This is a genomic window from Bacillus sp. GW823-FHT06A11 (assembly GCF_058795355.1).
In genome coordinates, this window is the sequence record NZ_JBXAHS010000003.1 from 278441 (window position 1) to 303459 (window position 25019).

A 25019-nucleotide genomic window follows, 5' to 3' on the forward strand; every position below is an offset into this window, starting at 1 on the left:
ATAGAAGAATATGATTAGAGTAGTTCTGTTAGTATCAAATAAGTCGTATTCCTTTTTATTACAATTTTGTATATAATATAATTATAAATAATATGGGGTACGAACTATGATAATCGTACTACAAATCATCTTACCACTAATTTTCGCAGTCTATTTATTTACCCTCTATCATAACGGGACGTATGGATCAGCTTCATTCATTTTAGCAGTCATGATAGGAATTTTCGGTTTAGAGAATATTTTTCAATATGCTAGTCTAACAGATCATGCTATTTATCCATATTGGGGAAGTTTGAAGGCTGTTGTTATCGTTTTATCAGTCGTATTTCTATTTAAAAAAGGTGGTTTAACAGGAAAATATTGATTTGTAATGCGTTACATATTTTCTTGTTAAATTGCTTTTATTTTATAAAAGAAGAAATATTTATGTGAAAACAAGAAGGGATGTGTTACATATGTCTATAAATATTATTTCAATAATCTCTATCATAATATGGATTGTGTTAATTACAGAACTTATAAAACCTTCAAAAGAACAGAATGGACGAAAAATAGTAACTTTAGTAACTGCTGGTTCCGTATCAACACTTATTTTGACGGTTTCATTTATTCAAAATATCCCGTTTTGGAATTGATAGTGATATTCATAACAAAAATATGTATAAATAAAAAGATTAGGATTCACTCCTAATCTTTTTATATTTTGAGGTAGCACCATATGCCCAGCAAGCTAAGGTCTTGAAGTAGCCCCTAAACAAAAATTTAAATTTTTCTACAGTAATTTATGTGAATTCAACTCGTTTTTGGGAACATATGTGGTCCTTTTATAATTTGAATTTCTTTTTAAGCTTCTTATATTTTCTGTACGAACGTCTAACAATGTTTAACATAAAATACGGTATTTTAACGGGGAAAGGCAATTTATAAATGAAAGGAAAATAAAAGGTGAAATATGCCTTTTCTAGGTCTCTCCACTTACTATCTTCTTTGGTTTTTAAGAAATCAGATACATCGACTACATATCCCCTTCCTTTTTCCATCATCACATTTTTCCCGTGAACATCACAAGGAGTTAACCCTTGTTCCCTCGCATACTCTAAAGCCTCATTGATATCAAGTATTACTTGCTTAGGAATTTTAATTCCCTTATGAATAGCATCGTATAAGGTAATTTCTTTTAAACGTTTCAATACTATGAAATTTTCTCCTTTATATATAAGCTTTGAATAAGAAGGATGATCTCCAATTCTTCGGTATACTTCTGACTCTTTTTCAATTCCTTCTCCTTCTCGCACGTAAACTTTCACTACCCAATCTTTGTATTCTTTGTGCATGAATACTGCGGCATAATTACCTGTTCCTAAACACTTCCAAAGTCTAGGAATATCTTTAACTACTACAGGCTCGAATTCATCCTCACTTCTTATACTTACCTCTTTTAATAATTCGTCCTTTATCAATCCCACAAAACTATTTATACTCATCATTTCCACTCCGGTTTTGCTAAAAGGGGGCCCACCCACATTTTAACGAAAATATACACTAAGCGAATTTTAGCATAAAACGAGTCATCTTTCTTCTTAAAATAAAAAGCTAACTCATTTTATTTAAACTGTTGAATACTTAATATTTATTCCGTTATTCATAGCCAAAAACCGTACGATATAAAAATATTTCTAACTATTTTCATTTTTTCAGAGTCAACTGTATAGGGCTTTTCTTAGTGCAAGTTCTCTTCGTTCATTACCCATGCAAAATCTATAAAACATTGTTTAGAAGTGTAGCAAGGGTTTGTTAATGGTTCAATTCTTCTTCCACAACTATTTTTGTTAGCAAAAACTTTTATTGTTTTAATAGTCTTTTGTTTAATTCCCACAATGCTGTTTTGTTGCTATCCCATTTCAAAAACGTTACTGCTTCCTCAAAGCATAACCATTTATAATTGAAGTGTTCTTTAGATAATGATATGTTTTTTGTAGGGACTTTAACTCCAAAAGAAAATTCTTTTATTACATAAACCTCTTCTCCCCAAAGGAATCCTCCAACTACATCTTCTACTGATAGTGAAGACACAGAATCTAATTGTATATATGGACATTCTCTTGTAATACCAGCCTCTTCAAATGCTTCCCGTTTTGCTGATTCAATAGGAATCTCGCCGTCTTCTCCGCCACCAGCTATTCCTTGCCAATAACCATAATCACTTCGGTTAAAAATGGCATATTGAATAGAATCGGCAGTTTTTATATAAGGAAATATCAATACTTGATATGGCGCTCTCATTACTTAACCTCCTCTCGAAAATAAGTTTTAAATCAATATGAATAAAGAGCCGACATCACAATTCTACATTATTAATGCAGGTTTATAATGTCGGCCCTCTATTTTTAAATAATTTTATTTTTCATAAACAGGCTTACTCTTAACAGAGGAAAAACTACTTATTCTCTGTCGAATTTGTTTAGCATGGTTTTTCATAAATGTTAGCAGTACTCCATATTATTCAATTGCGCCAGCAACGTCATAATCATTTAAATCTAATTCAATCGGTTGTCCGAGCGCTAGTTTAGCAAGTTCCGCTCCTAAGTATGGACCAGCTGTTAAACCCGAAGCCCCTAATCCATTCGCAACGAGAATTCCTTCAAAGTTAGGTAGTGGCCCGATAACAGGTAAGAATCCTGGTGTGAATGGTCTGAATCCAACTCTCGTTTCAAGCATTGTAGCATTTTCTAAGCCAGGTGCAACTGCTAATGCCTTATGGAATACTTCATGTAAACCACCTGCTGTTACACGATGATCGAAACCAGTATCATTCTCATGTGTTGCACCAATTACGACATGACCATTGTCAAACGTTAAAATATATTGATCGTTCGGTGGCATAACAACTGGCATATTTTCTGTTGCTGTATTTTCAATTTGCAGATGAACAATTTGTCCTTTTTGGAATGTAACTAAGAAATTAATTCCTAATGGGTTCAAGATTTCATTCGCCCATGCGCCTGCAGTTACAATAACCTTTTCTGCTAAAATTGTTTCATCGTTTACTGTAACTCCAGTAATATGATTTCCTTCACGGACTAATATGGCATCGCCTTTTATAAAAGTTGCACCATGTTTTTTCGCAGCACTTATTAATGCATTGCGTAATAATCTTCCATTCACTCGTGCAGCACCACTAATATGAACAGAACTATATTCGTCTGATAATGCTGGGAATAATTTTTTTGTTTCTTCAGCTGATAAGCGAGTTATTTCACCAATCTCTGGGGCATCTTCACGTCGTTTATAAGCTCGCTCTTCCATTTGATCTAACTTTTTTTCGTCAGTATGTAAACTAATTGCACCTACACGATTATATCCTGTGTCAGTTTCACCGTCTTCTTCTAATTGCTGAATTAACGAAGAATAGTAACGTGCACCGCCTTTAACGATTTTATACCATGCTTTATTACGACGCTGTGATAGCCATGGACATACAATACCTGCTCCTGCATCAGTTGCTTGCCCTAATTGTTGGCGATCCACGATAGTAACATTCGCACCTGCCTTAGCAAGATGATAAGCAGTAGACGCTCCTAAAATTCCAGATCCAACTACAATATACGATTTCATTTCAAACACCTTTTCTCTTTTGCTAATTATATAAATATAAGAACATTCCTTAGTATAATGGAAGGAATGCTTTTTTCAATGCACTCATCACAATTAATTGTTGCAGCATTGTGACTTTCTTAATCATTATTTTTTCTTCTTACGGAATAATTCAATTGTTTTATAGCCTTGTGAAAGGATCTCTATCATTTTCTCTAGACGTTTTTCACGTGTTTTTTCTTGTTTTACAGAAAAAAGATTACGTGCCCAATCTTTCTGATATCCAGGCGTTAAACTTTGATAAAACTTAAGTTCATTCGGATGATTAGCTAATAATGCTTCAACATCTTTAATTCGATCTGCATAATCGGCAACACATTGACTCATAGCAGATGTTTTTGTTGTTTTTTTCTTTTCACGTTTTAAACCAACAACAGTAAAGACTTCATCCATACTTACCATTCGTGCAAATTTAATATCGCTTTCTCCCACATAACCATCTTCTCCAACGTTTAATGCCGGAAACATCTCATCACGGTGAATAAACGTACTATAACGAGCATTACCTTTTTTCGGATATGCGAAGAATACGTAACCTTTTTCAATTAGTAATTCTTCATTACTAATAATAAAATTCGTTTGTTTCACCATTTCATCAAGCGTTTCTACAAATATAAAGATAGCATCGTGTTCTTTTGAGAATGCAGTTTCTTTACCTGTAAAAATGTCATAATCACTTGGTTCGTTAATAACGACCATATTTGTATACTTATTAAGTTTCAATTTATCAATAACTGACATAATAATCTTCCTTTACATTCAAAATTCATTGTACATACTTTTTCGTACTGTTCTAGTGTATTCTATGTATTAAGAAAATCAAACTTTAAATCATATTATTCTGCTGCAAAAGAACATAATTCTTTACTAGATGGGGTGGTTTTATGCCATATGTAATCCGAGATGAAGGGCTAGTTTTACAAGGGGATGATGGAAAAGAACCAATTTTTCATACATATGAAGAAGCTGAGGAAACATTAAAAACATTAACTATACCGCAGTTTCCGAAACATATTAGAAGAAAACCATTTACACCAAAAATAATAAAGATAGCCGCTTCTGAATAAGAACCGGCTATCTTTATTATTCATAACTTAATAGCAAATAAAGTATATAAAAACTCTTTATATTGATCTTCTGTAATTTCACGCTTAGTTTTTTCCCCATGAATAATTTCGGTTAAACTTGTATTCGTTAATGAAATATGGCCAGAGTTCGTCAACTTTACTGCAATTGGTCCCTTATTAAAAATAGACTTCTCATCTTCTATCACTCTTCTTTGAACATCATTTACTACTATCTCATCAATAATATGTTTATAAAAAGCATGACAAACTTTCCATTCTCCAGCAGCATCTTTTCTTTCTAAAACATAATTTCCTCTACTCGTAGCTTTTTGTCTCACCCGGTACGAACCATTTTTTGAAGAAACAGATTCACCAGTAAAAGGTACAGGAACAAGAGGTACTAACGAAGCTATACCTACATCAATTAAATACTGTACATTATTATAAGTTAAAATAATTGTTATATGGCCATCCTCAAGTGCCCATGCATTTATATCGTTTTTATAAACCGTACCTAATGCCAGTTGTACATCATAGCCACAGTCTCTTAAAAAATAGTAAAAAAGAGTGTTTAATTCGTAGCAAAGTCCACCACGGGAACTAGTTAAAATTTTCTCTCGCAAGTTTTCCGGAGAGATTTGATTCGTATTTCGTGCTATAACATCTAAATTCTCAAATGGTATAGTATGCGCAAACGAAAAGAGTATGGTAGGTAATTCTTCAAACGTTACATCATTACGTTTTTTAAGATTTAATCTTGTGAAAAGCTGATCTTGTAAACTTGTCATATTTAGCACCCCTTAAAAATTTATAAGTTAAAATAATATATGCTGATTGTAAATTTTAAGGGGCACTGTAACAATGTACATTTCATTTAACTGTACCGGTACAAAAATTACGATTCACGAGGTAAATTAATAGAAGGCGTCATTACAAATGTCTTTTCTGTAATTACTTCTTTTTGGGGCAAATCAAAAGCTACGAATATAAATTTAATAGTTTATCTATAGGCAAATTAATAATATCACTTAAATCAACAAAATATTGAAGTTGCCACGTTTGGCTCTTTTTAGCTTGATTGCTAACAGTGGTATCCCAAACAGGATAAATTCTCATTGCCATTTTCCCTGTTTGACTTGGTGTTCTCAATATTTTTTCTTTAAGAAGAATCTCTTTAGGAAAAATAAATTGCCCTAGTTTATTATCAGCAATACAAGTGATTACTAATAAATCAGGAGCAGCTTCATAAGAGAAAGCTCTATTTCGCATATTTTCATCTTTCTCCCAAAAAGAAACAAATTGCCCAATTTTATTAGGAGTAACTTTTGATTTTCTAAAACGAATGGTTTTGTTATTTAAGTGGAATAAACATCCGGCATATTCTGCGTTTTGCTTTTCTTCTTTTAGATTCGTAATAATTAAGTTGTTAGGTTTGTAAACTATATTATTTAAATTTTGGATTATATTATTAAAATTGTTCAAATTGTTCAAAAAAACTCCCCCTTTATTCATCTCTTAGTTTACCACAAACATCAGTTCTTCTATATCGTATATAATTATGAACTAAGAGAAATGGGGGAATTTAGCAGGATATAATTATTACTTTAATGTACTTAGTTTTTCAATTGCTTGTTGTTCAGTTGCTAAGTAAAAAATGTCATTCCCTTTATTACATTCATAAATAAAATCCTTTAAGCTTTTACTAGTATACATAGAGAAATCTCCAACAATAGCAATCTTTACCTTGTAGTTTATAAACTTTTGAAGGATATCACCCGCAAGCCGTGTTTTTAGGTCAAAGAAATCTTCACTTATTAAAGATTTATGGATAATAATATGTTTCGCATCTACCTCATATTGAACTGTTGCCATAGTATCTAATGCAGACTGAACATCCGATATTAATACCTTATCGTTTCTAATGAGCGCAATATTGATTCCATCGATTACTACTTTCTTTATTTCCATAGTCCCACCCCTTTATAATTTACACAGTATGAGTAAAATTGTTTTACAAAACTTCGTATTAATCATAGATTAAATTAGCCACAGCTATTAAAATCGCCTCTATTTTTTATTACTAATACGGTCAATGAAATTAATAATAGTTTCTCTTTTTTATATTTTTGAATATATATATGGAATTGCCTTTACTTGTTATAAAAATATTGTGGAGTAACATAACTTAACAAACTATTCAAAGTGTTAATCTCGGCATATGGTTGTATTTTGGTAGTATTCTTGATTTTCTGAGGGTTAAACCACACACCTTTTATATTTGCATTTTGAGGTCCAGCAATATCCTTTTCTAAGTCATCTCCAACAAATAAAGTATTTTCCGGTTGTAAATTTAACTTATTTAATGCTAGTTCGAATATACGTTTATCAGGTTTACTAAATCCCACTTCTTCAGAAATAATGATTGTTTCAAAATACTTATTTAAATTCGTGTTAAATATTTTAGCTTTTTGCCTCTGAGTTGAGCCATTTGTTATAATTCCAACTTTAAAGTGCTTCTTTATTTGATTTAAGAAATGAATAGTATTTTGGTCTATTGAAAAACATCTAGGGAAATTATTATTCCAAAAATCTTGGATGTAATTGCGTGGCAATCTATACTTCGGCGTGAATTCATCAAACAATGATTCTAAAACTGTCGTTTTATTACTTATGCCATATTCTCTTTTATCATGTTCTTTGAATTTCTGTAACATGTTGCTTTTAGCCGCACCATCTACATTTTCATAACACTTTTCTAAAACAATTAAAAATAATGACTCTACTGCTTTATCCCTATCAAGTAATGTATCATCTAAATCAAACAGCATCGCTTTATAACCCATCAAATCATTTCACAACCTTTCTAGCATTATATAAATCTCTCCAAGTTTGTACCTTTAAACTTTTGGTTTAGCAAGAACATTGTTATGTAGTGATTAACGATTAAATAAAAACTAGATGAAAGAAATTCATAGTTCTTGGCACACACTCTAGTATTACAGTAGCTTCTTCTATATTGAAATTCCTTTTCCTCTTTTGGTAAAGAAGCAAAAGTATATTTTCGAGAATTTTAAGAAACTACATACAATTCACGTTATTATACATTAGTTTTTCGTAAATATTAATCGTACATCAATTCATACGATAAGTTTTTTTAAGCAATTATTTCTCCATAAAAAAGGAATATAGCTAATAATACTTTTTGGTAGTAAACGTCCTATGAAGTTTACTACTGTATCTCCACATAAACTCCAGATTGTACGGCTATAATGACTACCAGAGGTGATATTATGAAAAATTATCATATCCTCGTGGTTGAGGACGATCGAGAAATTCAGGAATTAATTAAACAATTTTTAATGACACAGCATTATACAGTGGTAGTCGCTTCAGATGGACTAGAGGGTATGACACAATTTAATAAGCAATCATTTGATTTAATTCTTCTAGATGTCATGATGCCCAATCTTAATGGATTTGAAGTTTCTAAAATGATTCGAAGTCAGTCAAACGTACCAATTATTATGCTAACTGCGTTGGAAGAAGAGGAAGATCAAATGAAAGGATTCGATCTTGGGATCGATGATTATATAACAAAACCCTTTTCATTTCATGTTTTGATTAGACGAGTCGAAGCTGTACTTAGAAGAAGTTATGATAAAAATGTAAATAATCATTTGATATTTAAAGAAGTTCGTATCGATGTGGATGCATATAGAGTGTATGTAAATGACGTTGAAATTATATTAACGACAAAAGAGTTTGAAATTCTACAACTACTATTTCAAAATGAGAGAAAAGTACTTACAAGAGAAAATATCGTAGAGAAAGTTTGGGGGTACGATTATTTTGGAGAAACACGAATAATTGATACACATATTAAAAACCTACGCAAAAAATTAGCTATCCCTTATATTAAAACAATAAAGGGTATTGGTTATAAAATTGATGAATAGTATTGTGAAACTCATGAAAATGAAGCAAATCACTTATAAACTCTTTATGACTACATCTCTCATTTTGTTATCCTTTGCAGTATTGATTTATTTAACTTTATACTTCTTTCTCCCTACATTTTATGAGCAATATAAAACAGATCAACTTCAAACAGGGATAAACGAAATCATTGATAAGTCTAAAAATCTTACGTTTCAAGATGCGATACCACTTTTTGATGAATACGCAAAAAAAAATAATGCGATGCTTTACCTTCAAAATAAAGAAGGGGTAATTATTTACTCTCCTTCGTTTTCTTTTATTCAAAGTGGTACGCAAAAAACAGTAGTTACTAAAGCAACACGATTCGAGAATGCAAGTACCCTTAGCAATTCATATAACGTTACGAAACCAATTCAATTCCAAGATGGTAGTTTAACGCTTATAGTCTTTGCTACATTTCAACCGATTGATGAAGCTTCACAGGTTTTAGTACGCTTTCTCCCCTATATTAGTATCATTGTACTCGTAATTGGTATAGGGAGTGCTTATTTTTATTCCAGGTTTATTACAAAGCCACTTATTTATATTAATGAAGGTGCACAAAAGATGGCAAATTTAGATTTCTCCGAAAAAATTGAGGTTCGCTCTACAGATGAGTTAGGAGAATTGTCTAATAGTTTGAATGACATGTCTATTAACTTACAACAAGCTATGTTTGATTTAAAAAAAGCAAATGAACAATTAAAAAATGATATTGAAAAAGAAAGAGAAATAGAAACAAAACGCAGAGAGTTTTTTGCGATTGTAGCACATGAATTAAAGTCCCCTCTTACTGTAATGAAAGGCTACTTAGAAGGGATGATTTACAATATTGGCCCTTATCAAAATCGCGATCAATATTTAAAGAAAAATCATCAAATTATTGAAAGTATGGAACAATTAGTTCGTGAAATTTTAAGCGTATCGAAATTAGAACAACACACCTTCAAACTAAAAGTAGAGAAAGTTAATCCTTCAAAGTTAATAGGTACAATCACAAAAGATCTCGAATTTTTTGCTTCTCAAAAGAGCATCGAATTAATAAAAGAAATTGATTCTGATCTTTCTATTTATACAGATTGTGCTCTTTTAGAAAAAGCATGTAAAAATATTATTCACAATGCGGTTATGTATTCACCACATAATGAAAAAGTCTATATAAAGTTAAGTGAGGATTCGAAACAAGGTCAAATCGAAATGCAAATTATAAATACAGGTGTCAATATTAAAGATGAAGATTTACAACAAATTTTCAAACCATTTTATCGAATTGAAAAATCAAGAAATCGAAATACTGGAGGAAGTGGTTTGGGGTTATATATTGTTAAACAAATTCTTGAAACGCTAGATATAAAGTATTCAATAAAAAATATGGAACATAGTGTGCAATTTCGCATGAGCATTCCATTATCTAAACACAAAAACAAACAAACTCTCCTTTAAATAGGACGAGTTTGTTTGTTTTTGTAGTAAGTATAAACTTATTAACAGGTTTTTCATTTGATGATATGTATGTTCTTAGAGCTGCTTTTGATAAGCAATCTATGCAAGATCTTCTTGAGAATTTAATAGTTGTTCGCCAATCTACCCTGTATTTACTTAGAAGCTTAGATAAAGAAGCTTGGTCACAAAGAGGAAATGCGAATAATTCTGAAGTTACAGTTCGTGCATTAGCATACATCATTGCTGGTCATGAGCTTCATCATCTTCAAATTATAAAAGAACATTACCTTGGTTCTGATTTATATCCAGCAACTTAACATTTGAAGAAAATGAGTCCTATTTATGTAGTGCTCTTTTTCAGTATTTATAACGGATTAGTGCTTAGAACTATGGCAATTAAATGCATTTATTTATAAAGTCCACCACATAATATATATGCTATCCCCTCTTATTCTGTACATAATTTTCTTTAGGTTGATATACTACAAACTCAATATATCTGGAAAGGTGATGATATTATGTATGAACAACAAAATAATAGAGATAGAGATCAAAAAATGATGTTTTTTATGCAGGGAGTTCCCTCAAATAAAATTAACATGAATCAATTACCTAAATGGATTAGAATTTTTGGCTATTGTACGTTTGGTTGGATAATAGTATTTAGTTTAATTATGATTGTAGGTTTAATTCTGCAATAACTATGTGTGATTATCCCATGATATAGGTAACCAATTATAATAAAAAGAACTTGTAGAATATACTACAAGTTCTTTTTATTATATTATTAAAACGGGAACAACAAACTATTTTAACATTCAGTACAGGGAGACCATTTTGATTATGGCTTGATTTTATTATAAATCAAATATAAGCTTTTGAAAGATCTAGTTTTTGAAAATTATGTGAATTAAATAACTACGATATTTATATTAGATTTCATTTATGACCAACTTCTTCTTACTTAAATACACTGCACGATCTGATTTTTTAGCAACCTCCTGTGAGTGAGTCACAACAATAATGCATTTATTCTCTTTATGTGCAAGTTCTTGAAACAGTTCTATTATATCCATTGCGGTTTCCTCGTCGAGATTTCCTGTCGGCTCATCTGCAATTAGTAAATCAACATTACAAGATAGTGCTCGAGCGATTGCTACACGCTGTTGTTGCCCGCCACTTAGTTGCAGGACGTTTCGTTTCGCTTCAGCTTCTGAGAGTCCTACCCTCTCTAATAATTCTAATGCTCTTGCTGTTTTATTTTGCACTTTAACACCTGTAATTTCCATTGCTGTTAAGACGTTTTGAAGAGCGGTCATATAGGTAATTAAGTTATAAGATTGGAAAATTACAGATACATTTTGATTACGGTATCGATCCAAACCAATTTTTCTAATATCTTTGCCATTATACAGTACATAACCATTTTTAGGGACATCTAGTCCACAACCTAAGCTCAGAGTTGTGGTTTTACCAGATCCAGATGGTCCTAAAATCGTGTAAAAATGTCCTTTTTGAAAAGAAAAGTTAACATTATCTAGTATGGCTACATTTTTTCCATTACTTTCATAATAATAATCCAAATTTTTAAACTGTAAAATCGTCTCCATATCGAGCCTCCTCATTCATCTTTTAAAAGAATTTGTTTTGGGTTTAAACGTAGAATAGATAATGCTGGAAGAAGCGTTGCTATTATAGCAATAGCTAGTCCAATTCCACCCATTTTTCCTACATCTTCTCCTGTTACACTTACATCAATTTTATCAATTGGATCTTCTTTTTGATTTTGTAGAGTACCACCGGGTCCAGCCATCATTACAGTACCATGTTGCGAGGTATCTGTTTCTTCGCTTGCAGTAGCAATTTCATTCGAAAGTAAATTATCCCCGATATATTGAGAAACTTTAGCTCCTGTTGTTATGGATAATCCAAATGCTAAAATAGCGACACACACTACTTCTACTACGAATTGCGCCATCAGTTTCCACTTTTTCTCTCCAATAGACAATAGAATTCCCATTTCTTTACGACGCCCTTTAATTGATAGCATAATGATTAATCCTAAAATGATCGCACCTGCAATCGATACAATATAAATGATTATTTGAGAAGTCGAAGAGATATTTTCGATAGGACCAATCATTTGCTTGTACAATGAATCATGCGCATCTAATTTATAATAATTAAAATCAATATTAGATTTTTTTGCTTCTTTTTTAAATGCATCAATATATTGTGGATCATTCAAGAAATACACGACTTGAACACTACTTATACCTTGGTCTACTTCTAATTTTTTCATAGTTGAATGCGGCATATATAGTTTATTAGCTGGATCCATAATAGGAGGAGCCTGTTGACCCATTGCTTGCTCATTTGTTTCGTAAATACCGATAATTTCAACCTCAAGGGTTTCCTTCTTATCCCCTGATTGCACTTTAACTTTGTCTCCTACTTTCAAATTGTTTAATTCCGCTAATCGTTTTTCCATTAAAGCTACATTCTGATCCTTCATTTGCTCTGTAATTGGTTTTCCATCAATGATTTTACTTTTTCCGTTTTTAAAGCTTTCTTGTAATGCAGTCTTGCGAACTCCCTCAATCATAAAAGAAGCATTCATATCTATTTCTGTACCAGAGCTTGAACCGCCTCGCACAGCCGCCATTCCGGCTTTACCTTTTCCTTCTTCTTCTCCTTCTGAAGCTCCTACTAGTTTAAGTCCATCAGAAATACCAAAAGTGTTAGCTATGTAATTATAGTCTTTTACATACTTGGATTTCGCTAATTGATCTGTTTCTTTTGTATCGAGCTGCGGTGGATTTGGCATTTCTCCAGTTTCCTTAGCTTTTTGACCTAACTTGTCGAAATCAAGACCTAAAGTAACATCTGCACCAAGTTTTTTTCTCGCAGCATCCGCTGCTTTTTTTGACGCATTTTGGATTGTGAAACCTGAAAGAACCAAATTTGTAACAATCAGAAAAACTGCCATCAAAATTAATGATGTTCCTATCCTTTTTTTCATACTGAGAATTGCTCGTTTCATAAAATTCATTTTTTCTTACCTCCTTGATATCTTGTATTCTATATAGGTTATCTAGAGTTTATATGGAGCTAATCGGTAGTTTAACTAGAGATATAAGGAGTTTATGTGTAGTTATTTACCTGTTTCAGAAAAGCTAGAACACAAATTCAAAAACGCAGCCGTTTTTGAATATTGGTAAGGAGTTATTCCGTTTAATAAATTTATATAAAAGTTAAGATTAATTTAATGTATGTAGCACAAAAAATATTTACTGTATAATTTCTATACAATAAATATAGAGAAACCTATTTGTTTATCTATATAGGGATTTTAATATAGTTACTGTATCTCATACAAATCACGTCGCTTTAAAAGGTGCATCTTTTAATATGAAAATAAGCAAGTTAATATTCTCTTATATGAATAAGAATATTAACTTGCTTTTTAGATTTTAGTATAATTTATTTATAGTTTTATTTTATTGCAAGCTTTATAATATGATATACAAATTTATCACCTACTATTAGGAAAAGAGAATATTTTATAATTAATTTACACCATAAATTTTGTCCATGTTTTAAACAATATGTATTTTGGAGGAGGTTAATTTGATTTTTTCAAAACTCATTGATCGGTACGCCTTATATGATTTACACAAAAAAAGAAGTGTAGCGTTTCAGTATACTTCCCTATCTAACACTTCATTAAATATAAAGGACATAGAATCTTTTTATAAAGTAAAACCATCCTATATTCATTTTGACATTAAGCATTCAAAACAGGAAAAGGAATACATGGTTGGGCAATTCAAATATAAAAGCTCGGTTCAATCCGGTGATTCACGCAACGACTCTGTAACTGGGGAATTATTCTTACATAAAAATGAAAATGCACCTAATGTTATCTTTGTTCACGGTTGGAGAATGGATTCTAACGAACGTGTGAAAAAAATATTCCACGATCATATGACCAGCCTGAAGTGGAATATGTATTATTTCACTCTACCCTATCATTTTGAAAGAAAACCCGATCAATCCTTTTTCAGTGGAGAGTATATGGTAAGTGCAAATATTGAACGAACAGTACAAGCAACTAGACAAGCGGTAGCTGATTTACGAGCTTTGATTAAATGGATTAAAGCAAATAAAAATGGTCCCCTGATTCTAATAGGAATTAGTTTAGGTGGATTTATTACTAACTTAACCTCTCTTGTTGAAGAAGAAATTGATGTGTTAGCATCCATTTTCTATGCAAATCGACTCTCTTATTCAATTTGGAATACAACTCCAGGTAAATTTATTAGAGAAGACTTGGAACATCATGGTGTAACGTATGATGATTTAATAGATTATTGGACAATCACTGAACCGAGTCAAGCATTATCAAAAGTAAAAAAAGAAAATATTTTATTAATTTCAGGTAAGCACGATCTATATGTGCATTCTGAGGATACAGACTACTTGTGGGAATCTTGGGAAAGGCCTACACGATATATTTATACATGTGGGCATGCCGGGATAGTTCTTAAACGTAAAAAAATTGCAACTGATACTATCAATTTTATTCAAAATCGATTGAACGCCCTGCACTTATCCAATGACAGGTCTTAAATTGTGAGATTACTAAGTACAAAATCTTATACTTATATTGTTATATTTTTTACTAGTCACCTTTGTAAATCTTAGCCCCAAGCCTTACACGATTGAAAATGAAATAAAATAAATAACTAAGGAACTAATTTACCATGTGGAAAAACATTGCTCAGCATTTTCACCAGTGGTCCCTGTATATGCAATATTACATACAAAAATCTTTATTTATTACGTTATTAATTTAAAAATAAATTATTCATCCATTAATCTATACCATCCGTATTTACATTTATGGATACCCTAATTACATATGAAAAAGAGAGAAGAACATTGGTTAGTTCTTCTCTTTTTGTTTATTTTTAAAATAACTATCTATAAAATTTTGCTTTTTATAATTCTTCATGAGTCTAGAAAAGAAATTTTTCTAATGTACATAATTACAACGACATTAAAACACTTTGCTCTTAAATCCGCTACTTGTATTATTAATTGCATGAAACTCCTTCTTGAGAAAGGTTTTAATTTCCGAATATTCTGTTGACCGTTATAACATATCCCATTTACAATTTAATTGTGGTGTTCTTTCACAATTAAACTACTTAGAATATACTTCATTTATTTGAAAACAATTACAAATAGAGGTGCTAAAATGAAAACTAGAGTAAATCCAGAATTATTACAAGGGTTAGAGATGTTTCCGGATCTCGATTTACGCCCAGGAAATTTGCAATCAATCAGAGAAGGAATAGCTCAAATGAGACCACCTACCGTTGTTGATGACTCTCTTTCTTTAACAGATAAAGTCATTGTTGGGCCTGATGATAATCCGTTACCATTACGAATTTATCGTCCAAAATCAAATCATGAATCTTTACCTGTCTTATTATGGATACATGGTGGAGGTTATATCTTAGGGTCGATAGATGATAACGATGATACTTGTATGAGGTTTGCAAAAGAAGCTAGCTGTGTGGTCGTGTCTGTAGACTACCGCTTAGCACCTGAACACCCTTACCCAGCACCAATTGAGGATTGTTATTCAGCTTTAAAATGGATTGCTGATAATGCAAAGTCATTAAACATTGATTCGAATCGAATTGGGGTTGCAGGAGTAAGCGCTGGCGGTGGACTAACAGCAGCATTATCATTATTAGCCCGAGATCGAAAATATCCTTCAATTTGTTTACAAATGCCACTATATCCAATGATTGATGACAGAAATGATACACCTTCAGCAAATGAAATTAAAGAGGGATTTGTTTGGAACCAAAAGGCAAATGAAGCTGGCTGGAAAATGTATTTAGGAGAAATGTATGGAACGGATCAAATCCCTGCCTATGCAGCACCTTCTCGAGCTGAGGATTATAGTGACTTACCGTATACTTACACATTTGTTGGTCAATTAGATCCATTCCGCAGCGAAACATTAACCTATGTAAGCAAACTAGCACAAGCTGGTGTTGATGTGGAGTTTCATTTATATCCAAATGCCTATCACTGGTTTGAAGGGTTAAATCCAAATGCCGATGTATCTATTTATGCTGTGAACGAAATAGTACAAGCAATAAAGACTGGTTTCAAACGAGTATCCAAGGTTGAGGCTTAATCCCATTACAAGAGAAACACTTATAAATAGTATATATGTATTTATCATTTAAATATTATAGCCGATTCTAAATAAGAATCGGCTATTAATATGTAAAATCCGCCTAATATATTAAGGTTGAGAAACAGATATAAGATGTTTAGGCGATGTGTTTATTTCCTCTGCTAACGCTTTTATGTTCATCATGATTTGAAGTATTTCTTCTTTTGTGGTTCTTGGGTTGATAGAGCAAAGTCGAATTACTACTTTTTCTTTTAATTTAGTCGTACTTAGCATAGCAAATCCTCTTTGATTAATTTCTTCCACCAATTTTTTGTTTATTTCATGAATTGTATCTGTAGATGTTAGCTCACATGGAATATAACGAAAAGTAACAATTCCTAATTGGGCAGGTGTTACTACTTCCCAATCTTTTTCTTTCCTTAAAAACTCTTCAACTTGTTCAGCTAGCATAATGCCATGATCAATTGCCTCACGAAAAGCTGTAACTCCGAATGCTTTAAAAGAAAGCCATACCTTTAATGCTCTAAATCTACGAGAAAGTTCAATTCCACGCTCCCCAAAATTCACTTTTTCTTCTATATTAGTTTCTGTATCCTTAATATACTCTGGGATCATACGGAATGTTTCACTTAAATATTGGCTATTTCGAATAAGTACACAACCAACATCATAAGGCTGAAAAAGCCATTTATGCGGGTCTAACGTTAAAGAATCGGCACGATGAATTCCACTTAATAACTCCCTTCCTTTTTCACTGAGAATTGCTGCAGCCCCATAAGCCCCATCCACGTGTAGCCATATATCTTCATCACCACATACATCAGCCAATTCATCGAGGGAGTCCACCGCTCCGCAATTCGTTGTCCCTGCATTAGCAATAACACAGAATGGTTTTTTCCCTTTTAATCGATCTTCTTTTATTTGTTTTCTTAAAGTACTAACTGAAATTTTTAAGTCTTCATCTGTCTCAATTCGGCAAATTTGATGCTGTTTAAAACCTAATACTTTAAGTGCTCGATCTACAGAAAAATGAGTTTGGTTAGAAAAATAAACAATCGTATTTTCTATGTCATTATTCAGCTTGACCTGTCTCGCTACAGTAAGTGCAGTCAAATTAGCCATGGAACCACCACTGACAAATAGTCCTTCAGCTGAATCAGGGAATCCTAGCATTGATTTTAACCAGTTAATTGTCGTTAATTCAATTTGTTCGGCACCTGCACCTACTATCCAAGCTGTAGGAAATACATTAAACCCACTTGCTAAAAAATCTGCTAATACACCAACATAATTATTAGGACCTGGCACAAAAGCCATAAAATGAGGATGATCCACATGAGTAATTTGATTAAACACATTGTTATTAAGAAAATGAAGTAATTCCTTTGGATTAGATCCGTTTTCCGGAATCGTTTCAATTAGCTTGTCTCTAAAAATATTACTATCAATCGTTTCTGAAACTGGTTTACTTTTTAAATGATTCATATGATCAACAATCAAGTCAACCGCTTGATATCCTAACTGACGCATCTCTTCGGCTGATAACTGCAAGTTTTTTGTCATTTGATTTACTCCTATTCTATTTAAAAAGGCGAGTTCTTGCTCGCCTTTTTATTTTTTATAATTTGTAATCACCAATTGCTTGTATTGGATTTTGAAGAATCATGTTGATTAATCCATGGATCTGATTTAATATTTCCTGTATTTTCTCTGCTTCATATACCGTTTGATCAAATCCAAACTTTATTGTAAGTTTTTCTTCAGGGAAGCACATAATTCCATACTTTACATGTGGCTCATCAACAACTTCGTAATCCGTGATAGCAAAATGTCTGTTTTCATTTGAAGAAAAGATTGCTGGATTAGTTGGATAGTTTTCAAAAACCCAAAGATGGTCAGTCAACTCAGTTTTTAATTCACTTTGCTTTTGTATATCAACAAATGAATAGTATGCATACTCATTACATTTCAATGTCTCTAGTTGTACCTTTTGCAGAAAATCCACAAAAGATTGCGTTTCTGTCCATGCTAATCGGATAGGCAAAATATTTGTGAACAGACCGAACATATTTTCAATTCCTTCTACTTCGGGAGGTCTGACTGATACTAGATTAGGCAATACCACTTCTCTCGTTCCGTTAAATTTGCCAAGCAATATTCCCCATACAGCTAGTAATGCTGTATTCATAGTTATATTATTTTTAGTTACAAATGTCTGTAACTGATCAGTCAAATCCTTGTCTAATGTTAAATCCATAAAAGTGAAGTTTAACCCTTCACTTTTAGATGGGACTTTCTTTTTAGGAATACTAATTTTCTGATTGTATCCTGATAAATAATCTCGCCAAAAATGACGTGCTTTCTCATGATCTTGTGCCAAAGTCCAATCTATAAATGTTTCAAAAGGTTTTACCATAGGTAACTCCGCCGTAGTTCCCGCATTTGTAGTTTCGTAGAGCTGGAATAATTCGTCTATCAAAATGCTGACGCTCCAACCATCACATAATAGATGATGGGAACTCCAAATTACCTTATACTCGTTATTACCTAGTTGGAATATACAGAGACGGGTCATAAGTTCACCATTTTTAAATCCTTGACTTAAATTTTCATTCATCCACTGATCTAGGAATTCTTGCTGTTCTTGTTTCGTCATCTCAATCAAGTTTTTTATTTCTGAATTTATTTGAACATCATATAGAACAGCTTGCCAAGGTTTTGCTTGTTCATCTTGCACAATTATTGTTCTTAAAGAATCATGACGATCAACTAATTGTTGGAAACACTGAATAAAGAGTTTAATATCCAGCTCCCCCTCAAGTGCCCAAATTATTTGTTCAAAATATGCATTTGTATCAGGTTCATTCGTAGCATGCTCATAAATAACTTCCTGGAAAGGTGCTAGCGGGTAAATACGTTCTATTTTTATATCCGGCATTTTTTCTTGTATTTTGGTAAGTGTATGTTGATTAAGTTGTTTATCTTTAACATTTAGTAATGTAGCTTTATTATCGTTCATTATATTTACATCATTTGTTTGTGAACTTGAAAACTGGTCTAGCTTTTTAACAAATTGAACCATATCTCTTAATATAGGAAATGAAAATAGATTTTTTGGTTCAAGCTCGAATCCTTGTCGATACAGTCTAACGGACACTTGAATCGCTTTTATCGAATCTCCACCTAAGGCGAAGAAATGATCATTTACTCCAACTTGATCTATTTTGAGTACTTCTTGCCAAATACTAGTTAATATTTTTTCCATTTCAGTTTTTGGGGCAATAAATACTTCATTTTTTTGTTTCTCCGGAGTAGGGAGCGCTTTTCTATCTAATTTCCCGTTTGGAGTCAGGGGTAATTGGTCCAAATAAACAAAATAAGAAGGAATCATATAATCTGGCAAGTGATCTCGCAAATGCTTTCGTAGTTCTGTTGTACTAATATTTTGCTCAGTTACCACATATGCAACTAAAAATTTTATCCCGTTCTCATCTGTTTGATCAATTACGACAGCATGTTCGACTTGTTTATAAGTTAGAAGACAATGAGAGATTTCTTCTAACTCTACTCGATATCCCTGAATTTTCACTTGGTAATCTTGGCGGCCTAAAAATTCAATATATCCCTCAGAATGCATTTTTCCACAATCTCCTGTTTTATATATAAGACCAAAATCAGGATGTGAAACAAACGCTTCATTTGTTTTCTTTTCATCATTTAAATATCCTTTAGCAAGGCCCACTCCCCCAATATATAAATCTCCAATTACACCAACAGGGCACATTTTCTTTTCATAGTTCAACACATAATACGTTTGGTTTGCCAAGGGCATCCCGTATGGAATACTATTCCAATGTGATTCCACCTGTTTGACCGGATAATAAATTGACCAAATCGATGCTTCTGTTGCCCCTCCTAGTGAAACTACTTCTGCAATCGGAAAATGTCTTTTTATTTTTTCTGGTAAAGAAAGCGGAATCCAATCTCCACTATGTAAAACTAAACGTAAAGAAGGATATTCAAAATGAGAACCTACTTGATCCAATGCCAAATCCATGATTGCAGGCACTGTATTCCAAATTGTAATCCCTCTACGTTCGACAGTGCGGATTAATTCTTGCATGTCTCTCGGATCACGAATCATTACTAACATTGCACCTGTGCTTAAAGCTCCGAAAATATCGTATACAGATAGGTCAAAACACATGGAAGAGATACCAATAATACGATCATCTTCATTCACCTCATATTTTTGATTTATGTCTTGAATAGTATTTGTAACCGCTTGGTGAGTAATAATTACTCCTTTTGGTTTTCCTGTACTTCCTGAAGTGTATATAATATAGGCAATATCTTCTGGACCAGCAATAGCGGGCATATCTTCTGTTGTATAAAATGACAAATGATTTTCTTCATAAAGACTAGGTTCTAATAAAAGCTTGCATGAGCTATTTTTAAAAATATATGTTTGGCGATCTAAAGGATGATCGGGATCAATCGGAACATAAGCGGCACCTGATTTTAAAATACCTAACATATTAACAATTGTGTCAACTCGCCTTTTTGCTAAAAGACCCACTTTGTCACCTAGACCAATACCTTGCTCTTTTAAGAAGTGGGCAATTTGATTAGAACGTTTATGAAGTTCCGAGTATGTTAACCATTCTTGTTCAAATACCACTGCTACTTCATCCGGTGTACGTTTTAATTGGTCTGTAAATAATTGATACAGAGTAGTTGAAGGTATTTTTTCTGTTGTTTCATTGTATTGCTTAATTAAAGTTTGATCCGATTCTTTCATCTGCAAAGATGTTATATTACTTTGTTTCACCAATTGTTCCAATAAGTCAACAAATTGGGAAAACATTGCTTCTATTACATCAACATCAAACAACTCTTCAACATAGTTCCAGCTAATTAGTAACTCTCCATTTTTTTCAATTACTACATTATCCAAATACACTTGTGGAGTCCGAGCATGAATATAGCGAAGAGAACCAAGTTGTTCCCAAGAGAAAGCACCTGCACCTGCTAACATCGAGGTGAAAACGATTGGCATAACTGCTTTTGGCGTCATTTGATGATATCGAGTAAAATCTCGAATAAAGTTAACTCCATCGTAATGACGATGTTCAAGGCCATCTAATAAAGTAGCTTGCGCTTCTTTTACTCTAGTAAAGAAAGTTTGCTCTGGTTTTACATCAACATCCAATAAAATAAGCGATGTGAAATCTCCAACAATCTGTTCTACTTCATCATGAACAGGATAACGGTTAAATACAGTCAAGTTAATTGCTAATCGACGTTGATTACTCCAATATGCCAACACATCACCATATATTGTACAAAGTAGAGCGGAAGGAGTTACCTCTTTCTCTTGTGCTAACTTTCGTAGCTTTGTCCATTTTTTATTATCCAGGATTTTTGTAAGTGATTGGAATTTAGGAGTAGCAATCTCTGCTGGATCCTTTTTTAACAGCAAAGAAGGTGCAAACGGAAAGTCAGGAAGCTTACTTGTCCAATAATCTTTTGCTGTTTTATATTCTTCGCTTTGTTCCATTTCATCATAGATAAACATATAATCTTGAAAATCAAAAGATAAAGATTCTAATTTTTGAGTTGGTTTATAATAATAATGCAACAAATCCTGTCCAACAATGTTCATGCTTGCTCCGTCCATTAACAAAGCATCGTATCGAAAACATAATAAATACGTGTCTTCTTTTAAAAGAAAAGCTTTCAATTCAAACAAAGGCCATTGCCCCAAAGGGAATACATGGTTAGTCATTCGAGAACGCTCTTCTTGTAAGCGAGCATGTTGATTCCTATCATCTAAATCTATGAGACTCTCTATTTCAATCTCGTAATCAGGAACGCTTTGTAATATTTGCTGTTTTCCCTCTGGTAAAATTACAGCTCGCAACATTGGATGACGATGGATCACCTTTTGAAAACTTTTTGAAAGACGATTGATATCCAATGCTGTTTCATATTCAAAATATGTTTGAGGGGAAATACCACTTAATTCAAACTGTGAATTCCTTCCTAACATATACGCTGTCTGAACTTCTGTTAAGGAGAATGGATTAGACAAATCTTTAACATGAGTTGGTTTACTTTCAAAGTTTTCTTCTTTATGCTCTAACTTTACACAAGAACTCAGTTGAGCGATTGTAGGGTGCTTAAAAAAATCTGTTGTACTTATTTTTAAGCAGTCTTTTCTTAATAAATTAATTACCTGAAGTGCTTTAATGGATTCTCCTTTTAATGCAAAAAAATTATCATGAATACCGATTCCCTCAATCTCCATAACTTTTTCCCACGCACGCACCAATTTTTGTTCAATTTCATTGCGCGGAGCAACGTATGGAATTGATACATAATCCGTTTGGGTTATATCCAATAACCTTTTTCTATCCACTTTTCCATTTGGATTCAATGGAATCTCTTCTACCTGAATCATTTTTTCAGGAATCATAAACTCAGGTAATTTATCACTTAAATATTTTCTGATTTCACCAAAAGACACCTTGTTATCCGATACATAGTAGGCAGCTAATAATTTCCTATTTCCATACACTTGATCAACAACGATAGCCTGGTTTATTTCTGGATATTCCCTTAATTGAGTTTCGATTTCTCTTAATTCAATCCGATACCCTCGAATTTTCACTTGATGATCCATTCGACCTAAATACTCAAGTTCTCCATTAGGCAACCAACGAACGAGATCACCTGTATGATACATCATTTCCCCTGCCGCAAAAGGACTCTGTACAAATTTTTCATCTGTCAGTTTACTTTTACCAAGATACCCTCGTGCTACCGCTACTCCAGCAATGCAGAGTTCACCGGGAATTCCAAATGGTTTTAATTGGCCATACTTATTCAATATATAGGAATGATAATTCGGGTTAGGTTTGCCAATCGTAACTTCTTTGGAAGTGCTCAAGTCTTTTACTGTTGCGCAAATGGTTGTTTCTGTGGGACCATAAATATTTAAAATTGTTGCTTCACTGATACAACGAATTTTTTCAACCAAATCAATGGAAAATGCTTCTCCTGCTAATAAAATAGATTTTAAATCTTTTAGAAAATTTGCCCCTTCTGGATCACTCAAAATCACTTCCATTCGCGATGGCGTTGATTCCCATAAATCCACCTTATGTTTTTTGACCAAATGAGCCAATTCTTTTGTTGCAAACTGTTCCTCTGTAGCAATTACTACTTTTGAACCTTGCGTTAAAGGAAGACATATTTCTAACAAGGAAATATCAAAAGATACACTAGCAAGAAACAAGAATGATTGATTAGCTTTTACTTTTTCTCTCATTACATTTAAAAAATGAACTAGCGATTTTTGTTCTATCATTACCCCTTTTGGATTTCCTGTCGATCCTGATGTGTAAATAACATAAGCCAAATCATTAGGATTATGTTCTCGTACTAAATTACTTTCTTCACCTTGGAAAAGATATTCTTTATCAAGATACAGTACTTCACCCGCAAATTGCGGCAATACTTCCTCTGTTCGCTTACTAAGTAAATATTTTGCTTGACTATCTTGTAACATATATTCAATTCGTTCAGTTGGGTAGTTAGGGTCGATTGGTAAATACGCTGCTCCTGCTTTTAAAATCCCCATCATACCAATAATCATTTCTAATGACCGATCTACCATAACGCCAATAATACTTTCTTTTGAAACACCTTTACTTTGAAGAATAGAAGCCAATTGATTCGCTTTCTTATTCAATTCTCTATATGTCAAAGATTGATCATTACAAACAACAGCAATTTGATCTGGAGTTTTTAATACTTGCGCTTCAAACAAATCTTGAAATGATTGAAACAAGTCTATGCCCGTTTGAAAAGTATTCAATCCTTCTAACAACTCTTTTTCTTCTTCTGCAATAATACAAATATCTTTCAATGCCAAATTCGGATTTTGTGAAACTTGCTTTAAAACATAACAATACGAATTGGCAAACTGTTGCAAAGAAGAGAATGAACGGGACTTACAAGAAATTTGAAATTCAAATTCATTATGTATTTCATTCCATTTTCTTCGTATCCATAGGGCTAAATTATTCTCTGCGTATTCTTCTAGCGAATTTTCATTATGTAATCCTTCCATCCCGATTACAATTTGAAAAGGAGTTAAATTGTGTTTAACTAATAATTCAGAGAGCGGATACTCCTGATTTTCATACCCGAATAAAGTCGTTTGTTCAATCTCATTTACTAATTGTTTAAAGGTGTGATACGGATGGATTTCACTTCCTAAAGGAATCAACTTATTAAGATTCTCACTTTGTTCAAGATTCTTTTCAATTATAGGAATACCAATAGTAATTCTTTCTTGATCTGTATAATGTGCCAAACAAGCCCTTAAAGCGGCTTGAAACCAGCTAAATAATAATAAATCTTGAGACTTACTTATTTTTTGTATACTTTTACTAAATTCTACATTTACTATGACTTGAACGTACTCACAAGGTGTTTCTTTATTTAGTTGGTAATCGCTATTAAATTTAAATACAGAAAAATCGAGAATCTCGGAAGATAATTGCTCCTTCCAAAACGCTTCTACTTCTTTATTTTCATGAATTGAACTTCGATCTTTAATGTGCATTTTTATCTTTATCCCCCTA

20 protein-coding genes and 1 pseudogene are annotated in these 25019 nt (G+C 32.6%); 9 read left to right on the forward strand and 12 right to left on the reverse strand.

Annotation, left to right across the window (positions count from 1 at the left end; translation table 11 throughout):
• Window positions 1-106: 106 nt before the first annotated feature.
• A complete protein-coding gene (locus tag AC1Q8L_RS15580; RefSeq protein WP_000587696.1) occupies window positions 107-364 on the forward strand; it encodes a hypothetical protein in 258 nt (85 codons plus the stop codon).
• 91 nt (window positions 365-455) lie between these two features.
• On the forward strand, window positions 456-635 hold the full coding sequence (locus tag AC1Q8L_RS15585; RefSeq protein ID WP_000026312.1) for a hypothetical protein: 180 nt from the start codon (window positions 456-458) through the stop codon (window positions 633-635).
• A 189-nt stretch (window positions 636-824) separates the two neighbouring features.
• Here AC1Q8L_RS15585 and AC1Q8L_RS15590 read toward each other — a convergent pair whose 3' ends face one another.
• The 4 genes from AC1Q8L_RS15590 to AC1Q8L_RS15605 form a co-directional block, all read right to left on the reverse strand.
• On the reverse strand, window positions 825-1484 hold the full coding sequence (locus AC1Q8L_RS15590; RefSeq protein WP_097846080.1) for a protein kinase family protein: 660 nt from the start codon (window positions 1482-1484) through the stop codon (window positions 825-827).
• Window positions 1485-1842: 358 nt separating this feature from the next.
• Window positions 1843-2283, reverse strand: a complete 441-nt coding sequence (locus AC1Q8L_RS15595) for an NUDIX hydrolase (RefSeq protein ID WP_001202588.1) — start codon at window positions 2281-2283, stop codon at window positions 1843-1845.
• 216 nt (window positions 2284-2499) lie between these two features.
• The gene (locus tag AC1Q8L_RS15600) at window positions 2500-3615 is read right to left on the reverse strand and encodes an NAD(P)/FAD-dependent oxidoreductase (RefSeq protein WP_000844382.1); all 1116 of its coding nucleotides are present in this window, start codon (window positions 3613-3615) and stop codon (window positions 2500-2502) included.
• Between the two features lie 126 nt (window positions 3616-3741).
• Window positions 3742-4395: a YdeI/OmpD-associated family protein gene (locus AC1Q8L_RS15605; RefSeq protein ID WP_000110844.1), complete on the reverse strand. Its 654-nt coding sequence runs from the start codon at window positions 4393-4395 to the stop codon at window positions 3742-3744.
• A 143-nt stretch (window positions 4396-4538) separates the two neighbouring features.
• Between AC1Q8L_RS15605 and AC1Q8L_RS15610 the strand changes: the two genes are divergently transcribed.
• Entirely contained in the window at window positions 4539-4721 is a 183-nt protein-coding gene (locus AC1Q8L_RS15610) for a hypothetical protein (protein WP_001147158.1), read from the forward strand.
• A gap of 20 nt (window positions 4722-4741) precedes the next feature.
• Here AC1Q8L_RS15610 and AC1Q8L_RS15615 read toward each other — a convergent pair whose 3' ends face one another.
• The 4 genes from AC1Q8L_RS15615 to AC1Q8L_RS15630 all read right to left on the reverse strand — a co-directional run bounded on the left by AC1Q8L_RS15615 (window position 4742) and on the right by AC1Q8L_RS15630 (window position 7564).
• Window positions 4742-5509, reverse strand: coding sequence for an arylamine N-acetyltransferase family protein (locus AC1Q8L_RS15615; protein ID WP_097821825.1), 768 nt, complete (start codon window positions 5507-5509; stop codon window positions 4742-4744).
• 190 nt (window positions 5510-5699) lie between these two features.
• On the reverse strand, window positions 5700-6203 hold the full coding sequence (locus AC1Q8L_RS15620; protein WP_001058859.1) for a MepB family protein: 504 nt from the start codon (window positions 6201-6203) through the stop codon (window positions 5700-5702).
• 117 nt (window positions 6204-6320) lie between these two features.
• Window positions 6321-6689, reverse strand: a complete 369-nt coding sequence (locus tag AC1Q8L_RS15625; protein WP_061660937.1) for a DUF4180 domain-containing protein — start codon at window positions 6687-6689, stop codon at window positions 6321-6323.
• Window positions 6690-6871: 182 nt separating this feature from the next.
• Complete coding sequence (locus AC1Q8L_RS15630; RefSeq protein WP_142317973.1) at window positions 6872-7564, reverse strand: HAD family hydrolase; 693 nt, start codon at window positions 7562-7564, stop codon at window positions 6872-6874.
• 447 nt (window positions 7565-8011) lie between these two features.
• Here AC1Q8L_RS15630 and AC1Q8L_RS15635 point away from each other — a divergent pair, with 447 nt between their 5' ends.
• From AC1Q8L_RS15635 to AC1Q8L_RS15650, 4 genes and pseudogenes are all read left to right on the forward strand, one after another.
• Entirely contained in the window at window positions 8012-8677 is a 666-nt protein-coding gene (locus AC1Q8L_RS15635; RefSeq protein WP_000800746.1) for a response regulator transcription factor, read from the forward strand.
• Between the two features lie 13 nt (window positions 8678-8690).
• Window positions 8691-10142, forward strand: a complete 1452-nt coding sequence (locus AC1Q8L_RS15640) for a sensor histidine kinase (RefSeq protein WP_080126416.1) — start codon at window positions 8691-8693, stop codon at window positions 10140-10142.
• 41 nt (window positions 10143-10183) lie between these two features.
• Window positions 10184-10459 (forward strand): annotated as a pseudogene (locus AC1Q8L_RS15645) (DinB family protein); the annotation flags it as partial.
• Between the two features lie 201 nt (window positions 10460-10660).
• Window positions 10661-10843: a hypothetical protein gene (locus AC1Q8L_RS15650; protein WP_072938655.1), complete on the forward strand. Its 183-nt coding sequence runs from the start codon at window positions 10661-10663 to the stop codon at window positions 10841-10843.
• 231 nt (window positions 10844-11074) lie between these two features.
• On the opposite strand, the gene AC1Q8L_RS15655 is transcribed toward AC1Q8L_RS15650, so the two are convergent.
• Both AC1Q8L_RS15655 and AC1Q8L_RS15660 read right to left on the reverse strand, forming a co-directional pair.
• Window positions 11075-11752 carry an ABC transporter ATP-binding protein gene (locus tag AC1Q8L_RS15655; RefSeq protein WP_000447851.1) on the reverse strand — a complete coding sequence of 226 codons (678 nt, stop codon included), beginning with the start codon at window positions 11750-11752 and terminating at the stop codon, window positions 11075-11077.
• A gap of 11 nt (window positions 11753-11763) precedes the next feature.
• A complete protein-coding gene (locus AC1Q8L_RS15660) occupies window positions 11764-13194 on the reverse strand; it encodes an ABC transporter permease (protein ID WP_001010219.1) in 1431 nt (476 codons plus the stop codon).
• Window positions 13195-13772: 578 nt separating this feature from the next.
• Between AC1Q8L_RS15660 and AC1Q8L_RS15665 the strand changes: the two genes are divergently transcribed.
• The gene (locus tag AC1Q8L_RS15665) at window positions 13773-14774 is read left to right on the forward strand and encodes an alpha/beta hydrolase (RefSeq protein WP_000577719.1); all 1002 of its coding nucleotides are present in this window, start codon (window positions 13773-13775) and stop codon (window positions 14772-14774) included.
• A gap of 631 nt (window positions 14775-15405) precedes the next feature.
• Entirely contained in the window at window positions 15406-16362 is a 957-nt protein-coding gene (locus AC1Q8L_RS15670; RefSeq protein ID WP_098311768.1) for an alpha/beta hydrolase, read from the forward strand.
• 111 nt (window positions 16363-16473) lie between these two features.
• Here AC1Q8L_RS15670 and AC1Q8L_RS15675 read toward each other — a convergent pair whose 3' ends face one another.
• Both AC1Q8L_RS15675 and AC1Q8L_RS15680 read right to left on the reverse strand, forming a co-directional pair.
• Window positions 16474-17928 carry an aromatic-L-amino-acid decarboxylase gene (locus tag AC1Q8L_RS15675; RefSeq protein WP_000164811.1) on the reverse strand — a complete coding sequence of 485 codons (1455 nt, stop codon included), beginning with the start codon at window positions 17926-17928 and terminating at the stop codon, window positions 16474-16476.
• A 55-nt stretch (window positions 17929-17983) separates the two neighbouring features.
• Window positions 17984-25000, reverse strand: a complete 7017-nt coding sequence (locus tag AC1Q8L_RS15680) for an amino acid adenylation domain-containing protein (protein ID WP_492339466.1) — start codon at window positions 24998-25000, stop codon at window positions 17984-17986.
• Window positions 25001-25019: the final 19 nt, after the last annotated feature.